Below are 23,457 nucleotides of genomic sequence, written 5' to 3'. Positions count from 1 at the left end.
CCTCTTCTTACTTCCACCCAGTCCTGATTACCTCTTATCCCCAAGGCCCCACCTTCCCCAATCCCAACCCCCATTGTATGGCACCAATATGTGGCGCAGATTCCAGGCTTTTATCCAACAGACTCGCAGCGTTTTAATTATTACTCCCAGCGTTGCCTTGACGGTTATAGTTGGGCAATCGTTGGGACTTTTCAATTTACCGGAATGGAAAATTCGCGACGAATGGGTTCGTCAGCGATCTTCACAGGCGATGTCTATGGCGGGCTACGCCTACGCAGATGAGATTGTGATTGTTACAATCGATGAGCGCGATATCCAATCGGTGCGTAAATGGCCAGTTCCAGACTGGGCGCTGGCACGATTACTAGAAAAAATCCGGGCGCAGCAGCCGAGAGCCATTGGCTTGGATCTCTATCGAGATTTACCGGAAGGAAGCGGACACGAGCAACTTGTTCAAGTCTTTCGCAACACTCCCAATTTAATCGGAGTTGAGAAAATTACTGGCGAACGCGTCAATCCCCCACCAGAATTGAAAAAACAGGATCGGGTAGGATTAGCAGATTTAGTCTTGGATGGCGATCGCTTTGTACGTCGTGCCCTCTTGACAGCTGAAGATGCCAAAGAGAAAAACACCATTAAAGCCGGACTAGCAACCCTTGTAGCTCTAAAGTACCTCGAAACTGAAAAAATTAGCTTAGAAAGCATTGACCCCCAAAAACAAAAGTTTCGGTTGGGTAAGGAAATTTACTTACCACTACAAAATCAAGAAGCAGGTTATACCGATGCCGATTTAGGAGGTTATCAAATTCTGCTCAATTGGCATGGTTCAGAAGCCGCATTTCGGACAGTTGCGATGCGCGATGTGTTAGCAGGGAAAATTCCGGCAGATTTGATGCGCGATCGCATGGTATTTATTGGGTCAATCGCCTCCAGTACCAATGATTTCTTCAGTACACCCTTCTCTTCCTGGATCTCTGCTCAAAAACCGACTCCAGGTGTGGTTGTTCATGCCAATATTGCTCATCAACTAGTACGAGGAGCAAAAACAGGAAATACCAATCTGCACGGTGTTTCTGGCATTTATTTATCAGTCTGGATTGTTTTGTCGTCTGTCATTGGTTCTACAGGCAGTTGGTTGTTATCTAGTTGCAAGCTGCGGATTCCCGGCGGCAAAATTCTTTGGGCAACTGTAGGCATCAGTGGAGCCTGTATATGGGGTGGCTATGGAATGTTTTTGCATGGTGTTTTAATTCCGGTAACACCCACTTTAGCGGCGTTCATCGGTAGTGTGATTGCAACAACTAATGCCTATAAACAGCGGAAGTTAGAAGAAACAAATCGCCAACTAGAAATTGCCAACAGTCAACTATTGGATTATTCCAAAACCCTAGAGACAAAAGTCGAAGAACGAACTCATGAATTAGTGGAGGCAAAGCAAGCTGCCGATGCTGCCAATCAGGCCAAGAGTGAGTTTCTCGCCAACATGAGCCACGAACTACGTACACCTCTCAATGGCATCCTTGGTTTTGCCCAGGTACTAGAAGGATCGCCAAACATGACAGCTAAAAACCTAGAAGGAGTCAGCATTATCTACCAATGCGGTTCGCATCTTTTGATGCTAATCAATGACATTCTCGATCTCTCGAAGATAGAAGCAAGGAAATTGGATTTGGTTGTCACTAGCGTGCATCTGCCCAGTTTCTTACATGGTGTGACTGAGATTTGTGGTATCCGGGCTGAACAGAAAGGGATTAGATTTAATATCTTAATTAGCGATCGCCTACCACTTGCCGTTGAAGTTGATGAAAAACGGCTGCGGCAAGTGTTAATTAACTTGCTGGGCAACGCAATCAAATTTACAGATAGCGGTAGCGTAACCTTCAAAGTGGAAGTCATTAGTCAAGAGTCTAAACAAACGACCAATGACAATGGACAAATGACACATCAAAAGATTCGTTTTCAAATTGAAGATACGGGTATTGGGATGTCACCAGACCAACTTGAGAAAATCTTTTTGCCCTTTGAGCAAGCGGGTGAAGCCGGACAACGATCTGAAGGTACTGGCTTGGGATTGGCGATTAGCCAAAGAATTGCGGCATTGATGGGGAGCCAAATTCAGGTGCAGAGTCACCTGGGTGAAGGAAGTCTGTTTTGGCTGGATTTGACAGTATCAGTACCACTCGATGTCTACGACGGGCTACGCGACTGGCGTGGAGGAGCGATGTCTACAACGGATTACACCTCAACTCCCCAGAAAATTACCGGGATTCAGGGTAGTGCGCCTCAGATTCTGATTGTCGATGACGATCGCAACCACTGTTCTATGTTAACCAGTCTGCTGCAAGAAATTGGCTGTCGAACCTTGGAAGCAACCGATGGCAAACATGGGCTACAAGTAGCAATTGAACACAATCCAGATGTGATTCTACTCGATTTAGGCATGCCCAATATGGATGGTTTTGAGCTAATGGTTCACCTGCAAGCGAATCCCCAAACTTGTTCTATTCCGATTATCGTCTCTAGTGCCAGCGTTTTTGAGGAAAACCGTCAGCGGAGTTTAGAGGCAGGGGCAACAGCATTCCTACCCAAACCTCTCCAGATTGACGAACTACTCAATAGACTGCGATCGCTCTTGAGAGTGGAATGGATGTATGCCGAATCTTCGCCTCCCAAAGGTGAGCAGATTACTGGTAGTGAATGGGTTCTACCATCCCAAGATGTTTTGCAACAACTCTATCATCTGGCAATGATGGGAGATATCTCGGCGATTGAGGGAATGTTAAGAGAACTAATTGAAGAAAACAGTCAACTAGCTCCCTTCGCAGCAGAGTTAAGCAAACTCACTGCCAATTTCCAAACCGGAAAAATCCGTAAGTTACTCAAATCATTTGTCACAACGGAGTTACATCCATGATCGCTGTTCCTATCTTGAAACCCATACATATTTTGTTAGTGGATGACAATCCAAACAATCTCAAGGTGCTATCTGAAGCGATTCAGAAGTGTGGCTGGAAAGCCCTCATGGCAACAGATGGAGAGTCAGCGATCGAACAAACAGCTTATGCTCATCCCGATCTGATTCTTTTGGATGTAATGATGGCAGGTATTGATGGATTTGAAACTTGTCGCAGGCTGAAAACCAATCCTATCACCCACAATATTCCGGTGATTTTCATGACTGCCCTATCCGATTCTACAGACAAGGTGGCGGGATTGGAAATAGGTGCAGTTGACTACATTACCAAACCCTTCCAACAGGAAGAAGTCATTGCCCGTTTAAAGTTACACCTGAAAATCTCCCATCTCACTCGCACATTAGAAGAACGCGTGCAAGAACGCACCGCAGAATTAACTCAATCTCTACAGGAGTTACAGCAAACCCAACTACAAATGATCCAGAGTGAGAAAATGTCCACATTAGGGCAGTTGGTTGCAGGTATTGGTCATGAGATTAATAATCCCGTTGGTTTCGTTGGCGGAAATTTATCTTATATTGAGGAACATGTAAATAATCTACTTCGCCTAGTGAGCCTGCAACAGGAGAAGCTAACGCAGTCAGACTCGGAAATTCAAGAGCTTGTTGAAGAAATTGACTTGGAGTATCTGACGGAGGATTTGCCAAAACTAATGGCATCAATGCACCAAGGAATTACCCGTCTGAAAGATATCAGTCTCTCTTTGAGAACTTTTACTCGCGCAGATATTTCATCTCAGGTGGAGTTTCAGGTTCACGAAGGAATCGATAGCACCTTAATGCTGTTGAAACATCGACTCAAAGGTAATGGCGATCGCACTAAAATCCAGGTTGTCACACAATACGGTGAGTTACCTCCAATCAGTTGCTATCCCGGACAACTGAACCAGGTGTTCATGAATATCATCGCCAATGCCATTGATGCATTTGATGAACTCCATCAAAACAATTGCGATCGAGATATTGCTGCTTACCCGAACATCATCACTATTACCACATCGGTTAATCCCCAACAACAAACCGTCACAATTTGCATCCAAGATAATGGCCCCGGTATGCTTACTGAGGTGCAATCTCGAATTTTTGAGCAATCTTTCACAACCAAGGCTGTGGGCAAGGGAACCGGGCTGGGATTAGCGATCAGCTACCAAATTATTGTTGACAAACACAACGGACAAGTCAAATGCTTGTCAATACCTGGTGAGGGGACAAAATTTATTATTACTCTGCCAATGTAACTGAATATACATAATTTTTATTAGAATTCCGCAACTCAACATAACCCAATACAGTCCATATAAGCCCAAAACACTTGTAGAGACGGCGATTTATCGCGTCTAAAAAACCCAAAATTTTTGCCAGTAGCCCTTAACTGATCCGTATTACCAAATAATCGTGGGAGGTGTGGGAGGTGTGGGAGGATGGGGAAGAAGTCTTACCCCCCACACTCCCCACACTCCCCACACTCCTCTTCCCCTGAAGCCTACACTATGCGTGATAAATCCGGGATTTGGCTACGGGCGGGTGAGATACCCACAATTATGCAATTTCAATTTGGAATAACTTATTTCAGGGCGCAGAACCATCAAACGCAGTTTTGTAAGCATCAGCAGTTTCTATGCCAAAACCTCCAGCTTCGACATGACGAACTAGCGATTGAATGATAGGTGTAGCAATACTAATACCAAATAAAGCATTGAAGCCTGCAACAACCACTGGTGCTGACAAAATAACTGTAAATTCTGGAAATAAAGCTAACACAGCCACCAAGACCAAAAAAACAATTGGTGTCGCAATACCTGCTGCCTTTGCTGCTTCAAAAATTAGATTTTTATACTCTTCAACAGTGATGTCACCTCGATAAAGATCCAAAGAGTAGGAAATCGCCGTGACTACAACCTGAGTGAGAATAGCTGTTCCCGTTGCAGTAATCCCAAGTTTCGCGATCGTCCCAGAATTGCTGACAATAGAATCTACTGCATTATAAACCCGAATATAAAACTGTTCGCCAACGGTCATAACTTTGGCACCTCGGCGAAGATTATCAACACCTACTTCCCAAAGGATATTATCAGCAGCATTCGATCCACCTTGGGAACGTGGATTGATGTGGCTACCATGCTTATCTCTAAGAAATTGACGAATTGTATATTCTTTACCTCCAAGTTTTGATGTGCCAGGAATTTTCTCAAAAAGCTTCATGACATCTGCATCAGAGCGAGGTAAGTCTCCCACCCGAACGCCAGCACGATATCTCAGCCTATTTGCAATCTTGGGCATCTCTTGGGCTAATTCGGCAGCTGTCTTTGGTAAATTTTGCAAAGCATCAGCCATAACCATACTAGATGCGGCAACTCCAACAGCAGTTTGTTGAAATGTTTGACTAACATTTTGAACAGTTTGAAAACCTGACTGTGCTGCTATGGTTGACAAACTTTGTAAATCATTAATTGCATGAACACTTGAAGTAGTCATCTCGCTAGTAGCGTTCTTCATTCCATCAACTACCTCATTCATCCCGTTTACTACATTGTTGGCTGCTTCTTGAGCTTTATCTCTAACTGTATCTGCCAACTTTTGTGCTTCGTTGATAAAATCCATGTTTTATGCCGTGGAGTGTTTGCTCCAGTTTCTCTTTCTCAAACTAAGAAGCACCTCAGCATTCATGACGAATTTACTTCCAAAATTTTTAAAGAGATAGTAATCACTTTATATTGTTTGTGTATGTTGCTTTCAAAAACTTTTCTATCCTACAAAATCAGTTGTTACATTGGACAGCAGACGTTGGTATCAGGTAGTCTTACGCCATTGCAGAACCAACGTAAGCGATCGCAGCAATAAATATATTCCCTTGGCAAAGTCTATGTGTTCCAAGCCATAATGTTGCAAATATACTAACAGTAATGGTCATACCAATTACTAAAAAACAGTTTCATGGTTTGAGGTTTAGCGATTTAATAAAAGAGGCCCCATTCGTTTTTAGCTCTTCAGATGATGGGGTTATTATTACAGCTTCAACAGCAGAATTATTCTTCATACAAAGCAGACTTCTCTGATATAATATTTTATTCTCGATATTTAATCCTTTTTTCTTAATTACTTCTTGCAAGGAAGTACCGGGTTTGCCCATTAAAGTAAAGTCTTGACAGTTATATCCACTTTGATTAATGGAAGACTGAGATACTTGTTTACCCTGAATAAAACTTGTTTCATTAGCAGTTTTAACTAGAAGTTGTAAAACTTTTGGGATTCTTTGCGAGGCTATTGGTTTGGAAAAAGTTGAATGGGTCACTGAATATATAGATTGATTCTTAAGAGTTGTCCAATTCTGGCTATTAATACCTTTTATTGGAGTACTATTTTCTTCTAAAATAGTCCCTGGCATTACAATACTAAAATTTCCTTCTTTGGATGTTAAAACTTTTTCTTGGGATGATGCAGGTGTACAAGCCGATAAAACAAATATCCCGAAACAATTAATTATCCAAAAACGTTTAATACTTTTGATAAGTAAATCCATAAATGTTAATTTTATAATAATTTTTGTTTAGAACATAAAACTATTTTTTAAACTCATGCACAGGTTGCCACTCTTGTTGTGTAATCATTTGGCTAACGAATTACAACCAAATGTCTTCAACACAGGGTCTTATTTTAAGTTTTCCCATAATAGTGATTTTTCTAACACAAAAGCTGTTAAATCAAATCTTGAACCAAGATTTTCCACCAATATGGCACTCATCACTTCAATAACCCGCATCAGCACAGCTTTCGGGAATTTGGGAGAATCTATTGTTCCTGCGATCGCCTCCTTGGTTTATCCCCAGCTTTCCTTAAGACTAAGGGATTTCTCAGTTACGCAGCTAAAAATGGTGACTCGGAAAATACGATTAAATTGAGCTTCCAAACTCGGAACTTGAGCTTCAGAACATGACATTCCCAGTTCTCTACTCAAACTCCGAGTTTCTAAGCTCTAACTTTCAACTTTTTAAGCAAAATTGCCGATAGATTTTTTGCACTATTGATGCTTACGGCTGCACTTTTCCAGATTTACAGATAAAATTGCGCCTTCATCAACTTTTAGTTTCTACCTTTGAAAGAGTTTAGCCATTCTTGAACTTGCTCTCGTGCAATATCGCGCCCTCCAAGACCAAAAGCTAGGGCAATAGCAACTGCGATCGCACCGAGTAAAAGTCCAAAGGCTAAATTTACAATATCACTGGCAACTCCGATCTGTTGCAGTGCCATTGCAGAGACTAAGGCAATAATTGCAATCCGTGCCACTTGTCCCAAAATCTGGGCTTGGCGATCGCCGGAACTGGTAATGATGTTAAAAGCCAGATTTGCCAGGAATAAGCCAATGGCAAAGATCACCAATCCTGCCAAAATCCGCCCGAATATAATCACAATCCCAGACACTAATGCTGTCAGGGCTGGAATATTCAAGATATTCACCGCTGCCACTGTGGCAAACAGCATAATACCCACTAAGGCAACAATGCCGACAATTTCCGATGGAGTGCGGGTTGGAATCGGTGGGGTTGTTGGTTCTGTGGAAATGACGATTCGTCTGCTGGGTGTTGTCAGACCCAAAATAGTGAAAATGTTATTAAACCCTAAATTGGTGAGGATACTTGTAACCAAATCCGCGATAAACCGCCCAATGAAATAGGCAACAATCAAAATTGCTGCGGCTGTAAAGATGGCAGGTAGGGCGTTGAGAACCTGTTGCAGCATGGCGATCGCAGGTATTGATATCGCATCAATTCGCAAGGCATTAAGCGCTGCGATCGCTACAGGAATCAAAATCAAAACATAAACAATTGTCCCGATAATATTCGATAGAGGTTGCACCCCCGCAGATGAAGATAATCCCAAGCGACTACCTAAATGGTCAAGACCAGTTGTCGCCAGCAAGTTCGTCACAATCCGCCGTACTACATTAGCGATGAACCAGCCAACTACAGCAATCAAGATCGCCGCTAAAATGTTCGGCAGAATTAGCAGAACTTCTGTAATTAAAGCTTGTACTGGTTGTAGAGCCTGCCTGAGTTCGAGAGTATCTAAAACTGGGGCCAGAAACAGTAAAAATATAAACCAATACAGAGCATTGCCAATTGTCTCACTCAGAGACAGCTGATTCAGGCTGGGCGCTCTGTCTTCTGGTTCTGGATTCAAACGCTCATCCAGGTTAAATGCCTGTAATGAGCGCACAGTGATAATCTTTACAATGGTCGCCAAAAACCAGGCTGCTCCCAAAAGGATTCCCGCACCAACTACCTTTGGCAAAAAGCCAATAAGTTGATTGAGAAAACTATTCAGGGGTCGAGAGGCTACCTCCAAATCTAATGTCTGTAAAACAGCTACTGCCGTCAACAGAATAATGCTCCAAAAGACTAAGCTGGAGATAAATTTCTCCACTTGGGGAACATCTTGACGACCCGTTACCCCTGCGGCAATGCGGTTATCTATGTTTGTGCGCTTGAGGATTCCTCGCGTCAGTGCCGCTACACCGAAGGCAATTAGCAAACCTACACACAAAATTGCCACTGCCCCTAAAAGACGAGGCGTAAACAGAATCAACTGTTGAACAATACCTTGCACATCAGCGATTCCTTGATTCACTGCTGGTTGTATTGGTTGCAGGCTGGGCGATGATTGTGCCAAAAATTGCTGCATCCTTGTGGATAAACCAACTCCATAGGCGTAGCCCGTCGTAGACATCACCTGGGTTATTTCTTGCCAAGTCGTGTTCATGGTTTTCGGGAATTATGCTTAAGTATTCGCCGCAAACACTGAGTCAGTGTTTTGCCTATCAATTTACCAGTAAAAACATACATATTTACTCATATTTGATTTAATATACGGGCATTGAGCATAAGAAGCAGAGGGGCGGAGGGGCATAAGAAGCGGAGGGGCAGAGGGAAAAACTTACTGCAACTTCTCCCCTGCTCCCCTGCTCCCCTGCTCCCCCGCTCCCTTTCTCCCACTCCACTGAATTTTGCGTTACTCTAATTGCAGCAACAGCACCAAAGATGTGGAATGTCCCAAGTTTTGGAACAATCGATTCAAATTAATGCTACAGCTACGGTGGTGGAACGCTGTCTTAGCGATTTAGCTCTCATGCACCGTTGGCTCAACCCCGTTCTCCGTTGCGAACCTGTGGGCGAAGCTTGGAGTACTGATGTCGGCAGTAAAAGTCGTTTTATTATTCAAATTCCTCTCATAAAACCCACCTTGAATAGCGTAGTTGTAGAACGACAACCGGGTTTGGTAGTTTGGGAATTTCAGGGATTTTTTCAAGGACGCGATCGCTGGGAATGTCAACCCACAGAAAAGGGGACGCTGCTACTCAACCGCTTTGAGTACGATATCCCTAACCCCTTAGTTAATTGGGGCTTCAACACCTTTGCTGCGTCGTGGACGAAAGAAGATATGCAAGCCCAACTGCGTCGCCTCAAACGAGTCGCAGAAGAAGAAAATAATGCGTAATTCGTAATTCGTAATTCGTAATTGGGCAGAAGAGGCAGAGAGGCAGAGGGGCAGAGGGGCAGAGGGGCAGAGGGGAAAAACTTACTGCAACTTTTTCCCTGCTCCCCTGCTCCCCTACCTCTCTTTACCCAATTCGGTAAGTAGCCGCCGAATCACAGAGGCATCCTCGGCATCGGGAACTTTTGCTAAATAATTTTGTAAGTCGTCTACGGCTTGGGGGTAATAACCGAGTTGATAGTAAATCAAGCCGCGATCGCGCAATTCTAAAGTTAAACCAGGAAACAGCAACAAAATTCGTTCAACTGCTGCCAGCGCTTTTTCTAATTCTTGCTGTTTAAGGTAAATAAATTTTAAATTTGTCAGCATCCGTACCAAAAATTGCCGATTACTGACTACAGCTAAAAATTCTGGTTGTAGCGTTACAGGTTGCTGATAAAGTTGAGACAGGCGTTCTTCGCAATCTTGGGCAAATATTATTTCACCCCCATTGAAGGCATCCACAAAAATTTCTATATCGGGAATATCTGGGCGAATCAAGAAATGTCCTGGCATCCCCACACCCACCATCGGAAAATCAATTCTTCGCGCAACCTCCAGGTAAACCAGCGCTAAGGTAATGGGAATCCCCAATCGGCGATCGATTACATCATTTAAAAAGCTGTTGCGCGGGTCGTAATAGTCAATTTTATTACCAGAAAATTTTAAATCTTCGTAGAGATACTGATTAATACTTTGAACTATCCGCAAAGGATATCGTGAATCAGGCAGGCGTTCTTGAAGCTCCCACGCCATTGTCTCAAGGGCATTGAGGTATTCTTCTAAGTCTAGATTGGGATATTCTTCTTGTGCAATATACAAAGCTGCCTTTGCTAAGTCAATATGCTCGTCAGACTGCTGAATCTCCTGGTAAAAATATTGTCGTGCTGACGAGAAATTCATAAGCTGTTGTTCGGTAAAAGTGTGAGGATGAAGCGTAGATTAGCAAAAACCGCAGGCATCACGGCTGGGCTAAAAGCGCTTTTTGGTATCTAAGTATCTAAGTTTATACAGCAATTCTCAGGTATTTAAACTACAACTCAGACGGGAGTGGCAAGTAGTGTAGTTAAATTACTTGAAAAGCGTTGTCACAGAGCAAATAACAACAGCAATCTTCAGCTAAGGGACTTCCAAATAAAAAAATACTCCAACTACTGATTTTAGGTTAGCCTGATCTTGATCCCCAAGCCCTAGTCTTAAGGATCAATTTATGGCGTAGAGTAGGGGCGTTCAGTGCTAATCTGAAAGGTGACATTGTTTAATTTTATGTCTTCTACGACCTTATCTGAAATCTAGCTTCACTCATTAGGCGCAGCATGGTAACAACCGCAGAAAAAACAAACATTGGTTACATTACCCAAATCATTGGCCCAGTTGTAGACGTTAAATTTCCCGGCGGGAAATTGCCACAAATCTACAACGCCTTGAAAATCAAAGGCACCAACGAAGCTGGACAGGAAATCAACATCACCATTGAAGTACAGCAACTTCTGGGCGACAACCAGGTGCGGACTGTGGCGATGAGTTCTACCGAAGGCTTAGTCCGCGGTTTTGAAGTCACCGATACAGGCGCTCCCATCAGCGTACCAGTTGGTAAAGCCACTTTGGGCCGGATTTTCAACGTCCTTGGCGAACCTGTGGACAACAGAGGCCCAGTAAATGCTGAGGCAACTCTACCCATTCACCGCTCTGCTCCCAAATTCACCGACCTGGAAACCAAACCTTCGGTGTTTGAGACTGGGATTAAAGTTGTTGACCTTCTGACTCCCTATCGACGCGGCGGTAAGATTGGTCTGTTCGGCGGTGCTGGTGTTGGTAAAACCGTGATCATGATGGAGTTGATCAACAACATCGCTACTCAGCACGGTGGAGTATCCGTTTTTGCTGGTGTGGGTGAACGCACCCGTGAAGGTAATGACCTCTACAACGAAATGATTGAATCTGGGGTGATCAACAAAGACAACCTCAACGAATCAAAAATTGCTCTAGTCTACGGTCAAATGAACGAGCCACCCGGAGCCAGAATGCGGGTTGGTCTTTCGGGATTGACAGTAGCAGAATACTTCCGCGATGTGAACAAGCAGGACGTGCTGTTGTTTATTGACAACATCTTCCGGTTTGTGCAAGCAGGTTCAGAAGTATCAGCGCTACTAGGTCGGATGCCTTCAGCGGTAGGATATCAGCCCACATTGGGAACCGACGTAGGTGAACTGCAAGAGCGGATTACCTCGACTACAGAAGGTTCCATTACCTCCATTCAAGCAGTGTACGTACCAGCGGATGACCTCACCGACCCCGCACCTGCTACCACCTTCGCCCACTTAGACGGTACAACAGTGCTATCTCGTGGTTTGGCAGCTAAGGGAATTTATCCCGCAGTTGACCCCCTTGGTTCCACTTCCACCATGCTCCAGCCCAACATTGTCGGTGACGAACACTACAATACGGCGCGGGCGGTGCAATCAACTCTGCAACGTTATAAAGAACTCCAAGACATTATCGCGATTCTCGGTCTAGATGAATTGTCTGAAGAAGACCGTCTCATCGTCGCGCGGGCCCGGAAAGTTGAGCGTTTCTTGTCTCAACCGTTCTTTGTTGCAGAAGTATTTACCGGTTCTCCTGGTAAGTACGTGAAGTTGGAAGACACCATCAAAGGATTCCAAAAGATTCTGTCTGGTGAATTGGATGCTTTGCCAGAACAGGCTTTCTACTTGGTTGGCGATATTAACGAAGCGATCGCCAAAGCTGAAAAAATCAAAGGTTAGTCATTAGTCATTAGTCATTGGTCATTGGTCATTAGTCATTAGTTCAATGGCTAATGGCTAATGCCAAAAGACAAGTGGTAAAAGACAAAAGACAAAGGACAAAAGACAAATGACATTAACCGTTCGTGTAATTTCCCCAGATAAAACAGTCTGGGATGCTCCAGCTGAAGAAGTCGTTTTGCCTAGCACTACTGGTCAACTAGGTATCTTAACTGGACACGCACCACTTTTGACCGCTCTAGATACTGGTGTCATGCGAGTTCGTGGCGCTAAAAATCAGAATTGGGAAGCGATCGCTCTTTTGGGTGGCTTTGCCGAAGTCGAAGAAAATGAAGTGACAATTCTGGTTAACGGCGCTGAACGTGGCGACAAAATTAACCTTGATGAAGCCCGTACTGCTTACAATCAAGCAGAAGCACGTCTAAGTCAAGTTTCCGCAGACGATCGCCAAGCCCAAATTCAGGCAACCCAAGCCTTCAAACGGGCCCGCGCTCGGTTTCAAGCTGCTGGCGGTTCGGTCTAAATTCAATTTCTATTTCAAATTTGTAGGTTGGGTAATGTCCAACCTACAAAATAAAATATTTATTAATTTAAAAAAAATTACGCCAAGTTTAAGAAATTGAGCCAAGCTTTGCTGGAGTGTTAAATTAACTAATTAGTTGCCCTTTTGGGCACAAATTATGAAAAGCCTTTCATCTTTGCTTGGTACTCGTAAACAAAATAAGGTAGCTCGTTTTGCAGCATCGGTCGTAGCAACGTTAGCACTCTCTGGTAGTATTCATTCTGCCAATGCTACTTCTGTCAAAATAACTACTGCACAAGAAATTACTCCAGCATCAGTTCAGCTAAATCAGACTAAACCTAATATTGCCCAATTACAAACTAGCAGGATTCAATATCAAGCTGCTGGAATCGATCCTATTGTACTGGTTCCCGTCGTACTTATCGGCGGTTTAGTCATATTCGTCCCCCTGTTCTTTGGCGGACTGGTGGTAATTGGCGAACGTGAAGTTGGCGTTGTAGTAAGGAAATTTACCCTTTCCGGGCGTGGACTCCCCGCCGGCAGCTTGATTGCCCTTAACGGCGAAGCTGGCTTGCAGGCAGACACTTTAGCCCCTGGTTGGCACTGGGGCTATTGGCCTTGGCAATATTCTGTAAAGAAAGAATCGGTAATTGTCGTTCCCCAAGGGGAAATCGCTTTGATTGTGGCAGCAGATGGAGCATCCAACCCACCAGAGCGGATTTTGGGTAAAATTGTAGATTGTGACAACTTCCAAGATGCTCGGAAATTCCTCACCCAAGGTGGGGAAAAAGGGCGGCAAATGGGTTTTCTTACGGCTGGTACGTACCGGATTAACACCGCCCTATTTAAAGTCATCATGGCATCAAATGCCGCCACTCATGGCATGACTCCAGAACAACTGCGGGTGTACAGTCTGGCATCTGATAAAGTTGGCATCGTTACTACCTTAGATGGTGTACCAATTTCCGCAGGTGAACTCGCAGGCCCGATAATTGAAGGACACGACAACTTCCAAAATGGTCAGAAATTTATTAATGGGCGTGGGCGGCGAGGTTTACAAGAACAAACCTTGCTTTCTGGTTCTTGGAACTTGAATCCTTGGTTTGTCCAGGTTGAGCAAGTGCCGATGACGGAAATACCCATTGGGTATGTGGGTGTGGTGATTTCTTTCGTGGGTAAGGCACATCAAGATGTTAGCGGTGCAGCTTTCACCCACGGTAATTTGGTGAATCCTGGACATAAAGGCGTATGGATCGAACCGCTGTATCCTGGCAAGCACCCGATTAATTCCCGGATCATGAAGATGGAACTGGTGCCAACTACCAACATTGTCTTAAATTGGTCAGATCGCACCGAACGCCACAGCTATGATGCTCAACTAGCTTCCTTGACAGTGCGATCGCGTGATGGGTTTGCCTTTGATTTGGAAGTAGCACAAATTATCCATGTGGGTGCTTTAGATGCCCCGAAGGTAATTTCTCGCGTTGGTGCCATGCAAAATCTGGTAGACCATGTATTAGAACCGACCATCGGGAATTATTTCCGTAACTCAGCCCAAGACTATACTGTACTAGACTTTCTCACTGCTCGAAGCGAACGACAAGCTGAGGCTGCTGAGTATATTAAAACAGCATTACGGGCTTATGACGTGCAAGCGATCGACACCCTGATTGGTGATATTCAGCCACCAGCATCGTTAATGCAGACACAGACAGACCGAAAAATTGCCGAAGAAGAACGCAAGACTTATGAAGTCCAGCAGATGGCGCAAACCCAACGACAGCAGCTTGTCCGGGAAACAGCGCTGGCTAATATTCAGCAAGAAATGGTGAAATCGGAGCAGAGTGTGCATATAGCTGACCTGAAAGCCCAAGCCCAAATTAAGCAGGCGAACGGTGAAGCTGAAGGTACAAAACTCCGGGCAATTGCTGAGGCTGAAGGTATCCGAGCCACAGGTAATGCCAAAGCTGAAACCTACCGCGCTGGTGTGGAAGCTTTGGGGCCACAAGGTTATACAGCAATGCAACTAATGCAGATTATAGGCGATCGCAATGTCCGTTTGATTCCAGATGTCTTAGTTGGCAGTAATGGTAGCAATAACGGCTTAGTGGACGGGCTATTATCCATGATTTTATGGAATCAAACTGGTAAAGGTGAATTGACACCAACACCTTTGCATCCGCAACCTGTAGTTACTAAAGCACAACCAACCTCAGAAAACGGTTATCCACCTATAGTTGTGAATTTTCCCGAAGATAAGTAACATCAGAAACATGAGGTAGGGGCATAACATTGTCCATACGTGTCAACTTAACGTGAAAGCAAGTCTATAACTAGCTTTTAGATTACCTCGTTCCCAGTCTTCGACTGGGAATGCCCGTCGTTGAGGCTCTGCCTCCCTTACTGGCGGCAGAGCCGCTTTTGAGTAGAGGCTGGAAACGAGATTTTAAAGGAGTTTCAGCTTAAGTTGACACCAATAAACATTGTTGTACCCTTACAAAAAACAGGGCATTTTGCTCACCTTGTAGGTAGGGAAATTTTGCTTTTACAAGAACGTTATCGTTTACTCAAGCCGATTGGTAAAGGGGGATTCTGCAAAACTTTCCTCGCTGTCGATGAGGGAGAGTTTCCGCCAATTCCTTGCGTTGTTCAAGAATTATTGCTGGAAGACGAAACATTTAAAAATTTTCAGCAAAAGGCGCACAAGCTAGAGGACTTAGGAAAGCATCCGCAAATTCCCGCTTTATTAAATTATTTTCAGCACAACGGGTATTTTTATTTAGTGCAGGAGTTTATTGCAGGCACTAATTTAGCTCAGGTGGTTGAAGAAGAAGGCGCTTTTAATGAAACTCAGATTTGGCAACTTTTAGAAGATGTGTTGCCACTTTTGCAGTTTATTAGCGATCGCCATATCATCCACCGCGATATTAAACCCCAAAATATCATCCGTAGATCCCCAATTACTAAAAAGGGGAATTTCGTTATAGTCGATTTTACCACTGCGAAAATTGTCACAGAAATCGATCGGCTAACATCTGAAACCAGTATCGGCAGTCCAGAATACGCTGCACCAGAACAAGCGAAGGGAAAAGCCGTTTTTGCTAGTGATTTATATAGCTTGGGTGTAACTTGTATTTACTTACTTACCCAGATTTCTCCCTTTGATTTATATGATATTGCTAACGATTGCTGGGTTTGGCAACAATATCTTACTACTAAGGTTAGCGATGTCTGGCGACAAGACTCAAAAAGTCTACGCTTGGCGCAAATTCTCGATAAGCTGCTGCAAAAGACTATTAACCGCCGCTTTCAATCGGCTGATGAAGTTATGCAAGCAATGGGTATGGAATGTAAAACTCAAAATTTTAAATTACCAAATCCTCCTTGGCGATGCTTGCATACCTTAACTGGGCATTCTGGGACATTAAGTAGTGTGAATGCTCTTGCCATTAGTCCAGACAGTCACACTTTAGCCAGTGCTAGTGATGACAAAAATATCAAATTGTGGAATTTAAATACTAAAAAAGTCCTAGCTAGCTTATCAGGACATTCCCAAGCTGTAAAATCAGTTGCCTTCAGTCCAGATGGTCAAATTCTGGCAACTGCTAGCGACGATAAAACTATCAAATTGTGGGAGGTTGAGAGATTAACAGAAATCTGCACCCTCTTGGGACACTCACACGCTGTAAAATCAGTTGCTTTCAGTCCAGATGGGCAAATTCTCGCTAGTGGAAGCTGGGATAAGACAATCAAACTCTGGGATGTAAATACTGGCACAGAAATTTGCACCATAACTGGACATCAATTACAGGTAAATTCAGTAGCATTTAGTCCCCAAGGACAGCTTTTAGCTAGCGCTAGTTATGACAGAAGAATTCGCTTGTGGCAGATAGAAGGTTCCCAGAGAGAAATTCAAAACCGCCCATGCTATAGCTTGTTAAGCACCCTTTCGGGTCATGCATGGGCGGTTTTGACAGTCGCTTTTAGTCCCGATGGTCAAATTTTGGCGACGGGTAGTGATGATAACACTATTAAGTTGTGGGAGGTAAACACTGGTCAGCTAATTTGCACACTTCTAGGCCATTCTTGGTCAGTGGTAGCTGTGGCTTTTACTACCGATGGCGAAACACTCCTAAGTGCAAGTTGCGACAAAACAGTTAAACTTTGGAGGGTAAGCACAGCAGAAGAGATTGTTACTCTCTCTGGTCATATAGACTCAGTATCTGCTGTTGCTGTGAGCAAAGTTACACAATTAATTGCAAGCGGCAGCCGGGACAAGACTATCAAACTGTGGCAGCTTGTAGAACTGGACAATAGCTAATTTTGTAATATCAAGCGCTACCTGTAAAGGCAACTTCTGGAAATTTCAACTGAGCTTCTGCCATTGGACGGTTTCTGCCTTCCTCTTGCCAGTAGTTAATCACTTCTGTCGCTTTGTTAAGCAACTCAACACGATCCAGGTCAGTAATCCAATGTTTGGACTCTAATTCCTTTTTTAACTCTTCCCAGGCATCATTTCTGGGCCAAAAAAAGTACTTAGTCAAGGGACTGGTGCCTTTGCCTACAACTTGATCGACTGCGAGAGCAACGTTCTCGTCTAACCACAGAATTTTCAAAATAAACTTGGTCAATCACACCTCCGGGAATTTCCGGGCATTATTTAACAAGGATAGCGATCGCTTATTTTAACGCAATACCCTATCAAATGACCAAACAGTGATTGGATTGGGCTAGCATAAGGTGTAGTCGGCGTTAACAAAAGATGCTTATGACTGCTCAACTGCCCCAATCTCAAACAACATCTGGTTCAGATTTGTATGAGCAAGACTTTTACCTGTGGATTCAAACCACAGCAGAACTGCTCAAGCAAGGTCGGCTCACAGAACTGGATTTAGAGAATTTGATTGATGAAATTGAAACAATGGGCAGGAGTGAAAAGAAAGCACTGAGAAGCAACTTGGAAGTGGTGCTAATGCACCTCTTGAAGTATAAATATCAAGCCGAGAAGCGCTCTGGTAGTTGGCGAGCAACAATTCGTGAGCATCGTAAACGCCTCAGAGAAGCTCTAGAAGAAAGTCCTAGCCTCAAACCCTATTTCTTTGAGGTTTTTGGGCTGTGTTATGACGATGCTAGACTCTTGGCTGCCGATGAAACTGAATTGCATCTAGCTACCTTCCCCGAACAATCTCCCTTCACGCCAGAGCAAGCCCTCGACCCCGATTTTTTACCTGAGTCATAATCACACCCTGATTTAGAAGATTTTGCTGTTAATTTTGAATTCGGAGCGAAGCTACGTGACTGCCCAACTGCCTCAATCTCAAATAACATCTGGTTCAGATTTGTATGAGCAAGATTTTTACTTGTGGATTCAAACTACAGCAGAACTGCTCAAACAAGGTCGGCTCACAGAACTAGATTTAGAGAATTTAATTGAAGAAATTGAAACGATGGGCAGAAGTGAAAAGCGGGCATTGGAGAGCAATCTGGAAGTCTTGCTGATGCATCTGCTCAAATATCAAATTCAAACTGAAAAGCGGTCAAAAAGTTGGCAGTACACAATTTTGGAACACCGTAGGCGAGTCCAAAAGGCACTTCAGGAAAGTCCGAGCTTGAAACCTTACTTTGATCGAGTTTTTGACGAAAGCTATCAAACCGCTAGACGACTGGCTGTAATTGAAACTGGATTAGCGATCGCTATCTTCCCAGAAAAATCTCTCTTCACGCCAGAGCAAGCCCTTGACCCCGATTTTTTACCTGAGTCATGAGCGCATTATGATGATTTAAAACTCTTTTGCTTCCTACCCCATGACTCAACCCACTTCTGTAAAAGCGATCGCTATTTTTGATATTGATGGCGTTGTGCGCGATGTTAGCGGTTCCTATCGCCGGGCGATCGCAGATACCGTAGAATATTTTACCACCCAAGCATATCGTCCAACCCCACTAGATATTGACCAACTAAAATCTGAAGGGGTGTGGAATAACGACTGGGAAGCGTCGCAGGAATTAATTTACCGCTACTTTGAAACTCAAAAACAGAGCCGCGAACAACTGCAACTAGATTACAGTGCGATCGTTGCTTTTTTTCAATCGCGTTACCGTGGCCCAGATCCAAATAATTTTACTGGTTATATCTGTAATGAACCTTTATTATTACAACCTAGTTATTTAGAACAACTTACCCAAGCCGGCATTGCTTGGGGATTTTTTAGTGGTGCAACTCGTGCTTCCGCTAACTATGTCTTAGAAAAACGATTGGGCTTGGAATCTCCAGTGTTGATTGCGATGGAAGATGCGCCAGGAAAACCCGATCCTACTGGACTTTTTGCTACAGTTCGTGAGTTAGAAAATGGAATTGAGCAAAAATTAGCTGTAGTGTATGTGGGGGATACGGTAGCAGATATGTATACCGTCGAGAAAGCGCGGCGTTTAGATTCTTCTCGCCCTTGGATTGGTGTAGGGATTTTACCGCCCCATGTCCAGGAAACAGCAGCACGTAGTGATGCATATAGCAAGACATTGCTAGCAGCAGGAGCAGTAGTAGTTTTGCCTAATGTGCAAGAATTGACTCCAAGGCAGATTCAAGAAGTGGTAAGTTCATTTGCTTGATCTGTGTTCTAAGATTAATCAAGCTAGGAGTGCATGAATAACTGGCTGATAACAATCTTGCTTTTATCATTGGGAGATTAATAAAAATGTCTGCACTTAAACTGCCTAACGGCCCTCAAGATCGCCCTTGGGTACAAACGTATCACTGGCTTACTAATCCCTTAGAATACTTAGAAGACTGTGCTAAACGTTATGGTGATATCTTCACCCTTCAGCTCGGACAAAATTCTCCTGCTCAAGTTTTCATTAGCAATCCCCAGGCGATTCAGCAGATTTTTACTACAGATCCAAAACAGTTAGACTCTGGTGAACCAGCAGGGATTAGTTCGCCTTTATTAGGACGCCAATCACTACTGGCGCTGGAAGGAAAGCCTCATCAGCGACAGCGAAAGCTGTTGACGCCACCCTTACATGGGGAACGAATGCTAGCTTATGGTGAATTAATCCGCGACATCACTGAGCAAGTGATTAATCAGTGGCAGGTTGGAGAAACCTTTGCAGTTCTGCCATCAATGCAAGCAATCTCTTTCCAAGTGATTTTGAAGGCTGTATTTGGTCTAGAAGATGGGCCACGTTACCAGAAACTCAATGAACTCCTGATTGCAATCCTGAATCCCAAAATTCCTATTTTAAGAACAATTCTGCTTCTTTTCCCATCACTGCGACAGGATTTAGGAGCGTGGAGTCCCTGGGGGAAATACTTGCGTTTACGGCAGCAAATCGATCAACTCATCTACGCCCAGATTCGCGATCGCAAAGCACAACCCGATCCATCTCGAACTGATATTCTATCTTTGATGATGGCTGCTCGTGATGAGGCGGGAGAGCCGATGACAGACTTGGAATTACGTGATGAACTGATGACGCTATTAGTGGCTGGTCACGAAACTACAGCAACTTCCTTATCATGGGCGCTGTACTGGATTCATCATCTACCACAGGTGCGGGAAAAACTGCTGCAAGAACTAGATAAATTGGGCGAACAACCAGATCCAAACGCTATTTTCCGATTGCCTTATTTGAATGCTGTCTGTTCTGAAACCCTACGTCTTTACCCAGTGGCGATATCGGCACTAAATCGAGTGGTCAAATCACCGCTACAAATTGGGGAATACAACTTTGAGCCTGGTACTTTGCTCAATCCCTCTATTTATTTGACTCATCATCGAGAAGATTTATATCCTGAGTCGAAGCAATTTAAGCCAGAGCGTTTTTTAGAACGGCAATTTTCTCCTTATGAGTATTTACCGTTTGGTGGCGGGAACCGTCGCTGTATTGGTATGGCATTTGCCTTGTTTGAGATGAAACTGGTTTTGGCAACAGTCCTGTCTCACTGGGAGATGGAACTGGCTGATAGCAAACCAGTGCAGGCAGTACGTAAGGGTTTGCTATTTAGCCCAGCAGGAGGTGTGCAGATGGTGGTGAAGGGGAAGCGTCAGCAAAATCAGCCCATCCTTCAGACTAGCTCTAGTTCAGCGTAAAGAGTGGGAGAATGGTATGGGATAGGGTGGGAGCGATGTCTGTGACAGGCTGTGACGCTCGAATGCAAGAGGATGTCCTCAGACAAGACTCGCTAACGCTTCTCTAGGAGACGCTGCGCGTAGAGGTACCCTATCGGTCACGCACAGCCCTGGATTTTATTTAAACTGATAAAAATTCCTCGTGCCACTGTTTAGCAACTTTATCCCAACCAAAGGAATCTTTTAAAGATAATGCTTCCTTTCTCAGACTTTCTTGTTTCTCTGGATTTTTCAACAAGTCAATTACAGCTTCAATAAAAGCATTGTTTGTCTGTTTATCTCCAGCAGGCCCCTTAATTCTGACACCAGATTTAACAGTCTCATCTAAGCCGCCGTAAGTTGTTACTACAGGAACACAACCAGCCGCTTGAGCTTTCCAAGCACTAATACAGAAAATCTCAGTAGCAGTATGACAAGGATAAACCCAGATTCCAGATTTAAATAATTCTTCAACTAACTGCTTGTGCCCAATTCTGCCATGTTCATATACGTTTATTTGCTCCAAAAGCTGCAAAATTTGCTTCTTTTTATCAGGTAATTGTGGAAATATATTAATGTTAGGTGAATTAATTACCGCATCAATTACTTGCCAACCATAGAAAATATGCAATTCAACATCAGGTACTTCTTGGATAATCTTGTCCCATTGAGTAAGTAAATGTTCAATGCCTCTTGTATAGTTACTAATCGAAATAAGTCTTTTAGGATTTCTAGAAATTCCTGTTAAATTAAAATCTTCTAGATTAATACCATTAGTTGTCAAAAATATTTTTTCTTCAGGAATCCAGTTTGGTAGCATAGCTTTATGGAAATTTGACAGCATAAACAGCTTGTCAAAACTTGCTAAAAATTCTGATTGCTGAGAATCTTCTATTGGAGGAAATAACTTAGGGTTGTCGTGCATCCAAATAGCAGTTTTTTTTGACTTTACTTTCATCATCATTGGTTGCGTCCAAGCGCGATGAAAGATTAATACATTGAAGTTGTCTTGAGGATTAAATTTATCAACAGACTGATAAACTACACCATTATATTCTCCTTCCATGTCACTACATCTATTAAAAACTGTGACTGGATAACCCAATTTAAATAGTTCTTGACTTAAGTAAATGACGGCTTCTTGACTGCCTCCAATACCATTTTTAACAGAAGGAGGTGCCCAATCTTCCACATGGAACGGGAAATTGGAATAAATTACGATTGAGTTATTGTCCCAGTTCATATTATTTTATTTGTTCATAATTAATCTGTTAATTAATTTGTTTAAGCCAAGACAGGCTTGCCAGTAGAAACAGCCTGCTCAATAATCTCAGCAGCTCGACTTACCCCCCCAGCCGCGAGAGTAGCTGCTTGTAATCTGAGAGCATTCTGTTTATAAGATTCTTCTGTCAATACCCGCTTGATAGCATTCTTCAATCTGGGAACATTCAGTTTTTTAAGGGTGACAAGCTCACCCGCCCCTGTCCAAGCGATACGCGCTGCTACTCCCGGCTGGTCATTAGCAACTGGAATCGCCACCATTGGCACTCCTTTTTTCACACATTCCATAGTTGTATTCATTCCCGCATGAGTAATCATGAGGGTGGCTTTTTCCAGCACTTCTAATTGAGGTGCATACTCAACTACTAAAGGATTTCCTGCCAAGTCTGGCAGTGATTCTGGTTTAGCAGAACCTCCCAGAGAAATCACTAACTGAGCATCCAAATCTTCACAAGCTGAAGCAATAGTCTGAAAAACCCAAATCAGACGATTTTGCAATGTTCCCATCGAAGCGTAAATTAACGGTTTCCCCGTCAATTTTTCATAAGGGAAAGAAACAGTTGCTCGACTAGCTGAAGTATGGCAGCTTCCGGTGAAATGGAACCAAGGAGCTAATTCTTCCCTGCGAAATTCAAACTCAGCAGGTGCATTACTTATTTGAGCCAGTAAAGAGTCACTATCTTCAAGATTAGAGTACAAGGGTAATTTCCACTCTCGACGATATTCATTAATCAAATCTTTAAGTGGTTTGACGACGCTATTAAGTAACGTGTAACCTATTTCGTTGCGTAAACGTGCCCACGCAGCTGGGCTATACTTCCAAGTTGTGAAAAAAGGAGGAATGCTAGGTTCTCGATTCAGCACCACAGCGCTGCACACGGTAATGAAAGGAATTTTGAGAAACTCGGCAATTGTCCCTCCCTCTAGTGAACTTTGGTTTACTAGCAACGCTTCTACGCCTGCTGCTTTAATTGCTGCTGGAGCCTCTTGGAGTGTCACAGATGAAACCCGCTTCAGCAGATCAATAGTGTATCGAAATGCAGCCAATCCACGCAGTTGACCTAATTTGGCAAAGGTTTCTGCTGTTGAGCCAGGAATAAAATCTTTTTCACCAATTGCTTGGAATTCTATTCCTGCTGCCAGTACCTTAGATTGAGTATCGAGTAAGCCAAAGAAGGTGACGCGATGCCCACGCCGTTGAAGTTCCTGCCCTAAGGGAAGCATTGTATTGAGGGGGCCAGTTGCTGCACCAGGACAGATGATACCAAAATGAGTCAC

At 43.6% G+C, this 23,457-nt stretch carries 19 protein-coding genes; 12 read left to right on the top strand and 7 right to left on the bottom strand.

Going from position 1 to position 23,457, the window contains the following annotated elements; genetic code table 11:
• Positions 1–88 precede the first annotated feature (88 nt).
• Positions 89–2,914 (top strand): CHASE2 domain-containing protein, encoded by a 2,826-nt coding sequence (locus V7K84_RS18670; RefSeq protein ID WP_334840165.1) that lies wholly within the window; start codon positions 89–91, stop codon positions 2,912–2,914.
• On the top strand, positions 2,911–4,212 hold the full coding sequence (locus V7K84_RS18665; protein WP_334840163.1) for a hybrid sensor histidine kinase/response regulator: 1,302 nt from the start codon (positions 2,911–2,913) through the stop codon (positions 4,210–4,212). Before V7K84_RS18670 ends, V7K84_RS18665 begins: the two co-directional genes overlap by 4 nt.
• A 331-nt stretch (positions 4,213–4,543) precedes the next feature.
• Here the strand turns inward: V7K84_RS18665 and V7K84_RS18660 are convergent, their stop codons facing one another.
• The gene (locus V7K84_RS18660; protein WP_334840161.1) at positions 4,544–5,575 is read right to left on the bottom strand and encodes an HNH endonuclease; all 1,032 of its coding nucleotides are present in this window, start codon (positions 5,573–5,575) and stop codon (positions 4,544–4,546) included.
• Positions 5,576–5,906: 331 nt separating this feature from the next.
• A complete protein-coding gene (locus V7K84_RS18655) occupies positions 5,907–6,494 on the bottom strand; it encodes a hypothetical protein (RefSeq protein WP_334840159.1) in 588 nt (195 codons plus the stop codon).
• Between the two features lie 55 nt (positions 6,495–6,549).
• On the opposite strand from V7K84_RS18655, the gene V7K84_RS18650 reads away from it, so the two are divergent.
• Complete coding sequence (locus V7K84_RS18650; protein WP_334840157.1) at positions 6,550–6,873, top strand: hypothetical protein; 324 nt, start codon at positions 6,550–6,552, stop codon at positions 6,871–6,873.
• Positions 6,874–7,054: 181 nt separating this feature from the next.
• Here the strand turns inward: V7K84_RS18650 and V7K84_RS18645 are convergent, their stop codons facing one another.
• Positions 7,055–8,731 (bottom strand): mechanosensitive ion channel, encoded by a 1,677-nt coding sequence (locus tag V7K84_RS18645; protein ID WP_334840155.1) that lies wholly within the window; start codon positions 8,729–8,731, stop codon positions 7,055–7,057.
• 285 nt (positions 8,732–9,016) lie between these two features.
• Here V7K84_RS18645 and V7K84_RS18640 point away from each other — a divergent pair, with 285 nt between their 5' ends.
• On the top strand, positions 9,017–9,466 hold the full coding sequence (locus V7K84_RS18640; RefSeq protein WP_334840153.1) for an SRPBCC family protein: 450 nt from the start codon (positions 9,017–9,019) through the stop codon (positions 9,464–9,466).
• Between the two features lie 114 nt (positions 9,467–9,580).
• Here the strand turns inward: V7K84_RS18640 and V7K84_RS18635 are convergent, their stop codons facing one another.
• Entirely contained in the window at positions 9,581–10,405 is an 825-nt protein-coding gene (locus tag V7K84_RS18635) for a SirB1 family protein (protein ID WP_334840151.1), read from the bottom strand.
• A gap of 413 nt (positions 10,406–10,818) precedes the next feature.
• Here V7K84_RS18635 and atpD point away from each other — a divergent pair, with 413 nt between their 5' ends.
• The 4 genes from atpD (at position 10,819) to V7K84_RS18615 (ending at position 17,111) form a co-directional block, all read left to right on the top strand.
• A complete protein-coding gene (gene atpD, locus V7K84_RS18630) occupies positions 10,819–12,267 on the top strand; it encodes a F0F1 ATP synthase subunit beta (RefSeq protein ID WP_094348862.1) in 1,449 nt (482 codons plus the stop codon).
• Positions 12,268–12,376: 109 nt separating this feature from the next.
• A complete protein-coding gene (atpC, locus tag V7K84_RS18625) occupies positions 12,377–12,790 on the top strand; it encodes an ATP synthase F1 subunit epsilon (RefSeq protein ID WP_292715968.1) in 414 nt (137 codons plus the stop codon).
• Positions 12,791–12,947: 157 nt separating this feature from the next.
• A complete protein-coding gene (locus V7K84_RS18620) occupies positions 12,948–15,053 on the top strand; it encodes an SPFH domain-containing protein (RefSeq protein ID WP_334840149.1) in 2,106 nt (701 codons plus the stop codon).
• Positions 15,054–15,329: 276 nt separating this feature from the next.
• The gene (locus tag V7K84_RS18615) at positions 15,330–17,111 is read left to right on the top strand and encodes a serine/threonine-protein kinase (protein WP_334840351.1); all 1,782 of its coding nucleotides are present in this window, start codon (positions 15,330–15,332) and stop codon (positions 17,109–17,111) included.
• A gap of 10 nt (positions 17,112–17,121) precedes the next feature.
• On the opposite strand, the gene V7K84_RS18610 is transcribed toward V7K84_RS18615, so the two are convergent.
• Entirely contained in the window at positions 17,122–17,421 is a 300-nt protein-coding gene (locus V7K84_RS18610) for a 30S ribosomal protein PSRP-3 (protein WP_094333099.1), read from the bottom strand.
• Between the two features lie 137 nt (positions 17,422–17,558).
• On the opposite strand from V7K84_RS18610, the gene V7K84_RS18605 reads away from it, so the two are divergent.
• The 4 genes from V7K84_RS18605 to V7K84_RS18590 all read left to right on the top strand — a co-directional run bounded on the left by V7K84_RS18605 (position 17,559) and on the right by V7K84_RS18590 (position 20,880).
• Positions 17,559–18,029 carry a DUF29 domain-containing protein gene (locus V7K84_RS18605; RefSeq protein ID WP_334840147.1) on the top strand — a complete coding sequence of 157 codons (471 nt, stop codon included), beginning with the start codon at positions 17,559–17,561 and terminating at the stop codon, positions 18,027–18,029.
• 55 nt (positions 18,030–18,084) lie between these two features.
• Positions 18,085–18,555 (top strand): DUF29 domain-containing protein, encoded by a 471-nt coding sequence (locus V7K84_RS18600; RefSeq protein WP_334840145.1) that lies wholly within the window; start codon positions 18,085–18,087, stop codon positions 18,553–18,555.
• A gap of 40 nt (positions 18,556–18,595) precedes the next feature.
• Positions 18,596–19,399 (top strand): TIGR01548 family HAD-type hydrolase, encoded by an 804-nt coding sequence (locus V7K84_RS18595; RefSeq protein WP_334840144.1) that lies wholly within the window; start codon positions 18,596–18,598, stop codon positions 19,397–19,399.
• Between the two features lie 86 nt (positions 19,400–19,485).
• A complete protein-coding gene (locus V7K84_RS18590; RefSeq protein ID WP_334840143.1) occupies positions 19,486–20,880 on the top strand; it encodes a cytochrome P450 in 1,395 nt (464 codons plus the stop codon).
• Positions 20,881–21,040: 160 nt separating this feature from the next.
• Here the strand turns inward: V7K84_RS18590 and V7K84_RS18585 are convergent, their stop codons facing one another.
• Complete coding sequence (locus V7K84_RS18585; RefSeq protein ID WP_334840142.1) at positions 21,041–22,141, bottom strand: glycosyltransferase family 4 protein; 1,101 nt, start codon at positions 22,139–22,141, stop codon at positions 21,041–21,043.
• 41 nt (positions 22,142–22,182) lie between these two features.
• Positions 22,183–23,457, bottom strand: coding sequence for a glycosyltransferase (locus tag V7K84_RS18580; RefSeq protein ID WP_334840140.1), 1,275 nt, complete (start codon positions 23,455–23,457; stop codon positions 22,183–22,185).

The sequence above is a fragment of the Nostoc sp. genome (genome assembly GCF_036917315.1).
Taxonomy (GTDB): Bacteria; Cyanobacteriota; Cyanobacteriia; order Cyanobacteriales; family Nostocaceae; genus Nostoc.
The sequence above is the reverse complement of the archived record's forward strand: the minus strand, read 5'-3'. Positions and strand labels throughout refer to the sequence as shown.

What these genes read in the sequence shown, in the direction of transcription:
- V7K84_RS18640 (WP_334840153.1), top strand. Translation starts at nt 9,017, where the DNA reads ATGTCCCAAGTTTTGGAACAATCGATTCAAATTAATGCTACAGCTACG.
- V7K84_RS18595 (WP_334840144.1), top strand. Translation starts at nt 18,596, where the DNA reads ATGACTCAACCCACTTCTGTAAAAGCGATCGCTATTTTTGATATTGAT.
- atpD (WP_094348862.1), top strand. Translation starts at nt 10,819, where the DNA reads ATGGTAACAACCGCAGAAAAAACAAACATTGGTTACATTACCCAAATC.
- V7K84_RS18665 (WP_334840163.1), top strand. Translation starts at nt 2,911, where the DNA reads ATGATCGCTGTTCCTATCTTGAAACCCATACATATTTTGTTAGTGGAT.
- V7K84_RS18645 (WP_334840155.1), bottom strand. Translation starts at nt 8,731, where the DNA reads ATGAACACGACTTGGCAAGAAATAACCCAGGTGATGTCTACGACGGGC.
- V7K84_RS18620 (WP_334840149.1), top strand. Translation starts at nt 12,948, where the DNA reads ATGAAAAGCCTTTCATCTTTGCTTGGTACTCGTAAACAAAATAAGGTA.
- V7K84_RS18605 (WP_334840147.1), top strand. Translation starts at nt 17,559, where the DNA reads ATGACTGCTCAACTGCCCCAATCTCAAACAACATCTGGTTCAGATTTG.
- V7K84_RS18655 (WP_334840159.1), bottom strand. Translation starts at nt 6,494, where the DNA reads ATGGATTTACTTATCAAAAGTATTAAACGTTTTTGGATAATTAATTGT.
- V7K84_RS18590 (WP_334840143.1), top strand. Translation starts at nt 19,486, where the DNA reads ATGTCTGCACTTAAACTGCCTAACGGCCCTCAAGATCGCCCTTGGGTA.
- V7K84_RS18635 (WP_334840151.1), bottom strand. Translation starts at nt 10,405, where the DNA reads ATGAATTTCTCGTCAGCACGACAATATTTTTACCAGGAGATTCAGCAG.
- V7K84_RS18670 (WP_334840165.1), top strand. Translation starts at nt 89, where the DNA reads ATGTGGCGCAGATTCCAGGCTTTTATCCAACAGACTCGCAGCGTTTTA.
- atpC (WP_292715968.1), top strand. Translation starts at nt 12,377, where the DNA reads ATGACATTAACCGTTCGTGTAATTTCCCCAGATAAAACAGTCTGGGAT.
- V7K84_RS18585 (WP_334840142.1), bottom strand. Translation starts at nt 22,141, where the DNA reads ATGAACTGGGACAATAACTCAATCGTAATTTATTCCAATTTCCCGTTC.
- V7K84_RS18650 (WP_334840157.1), top strand. Translation starts at nt 6,550, where the DNA reads ATGCACAGGTTGCCACTCTTGTTGTGTAATCATTTGGCTAACGAATTA.
- V7K84_RS18660 (WP_334840161.1), bottom strand. Translation starts at nt 5,575, where the DNA reads ATGGATTTTATCAACGAAGCACAAAAGTTGGCAGATACAGTTAGAGAT.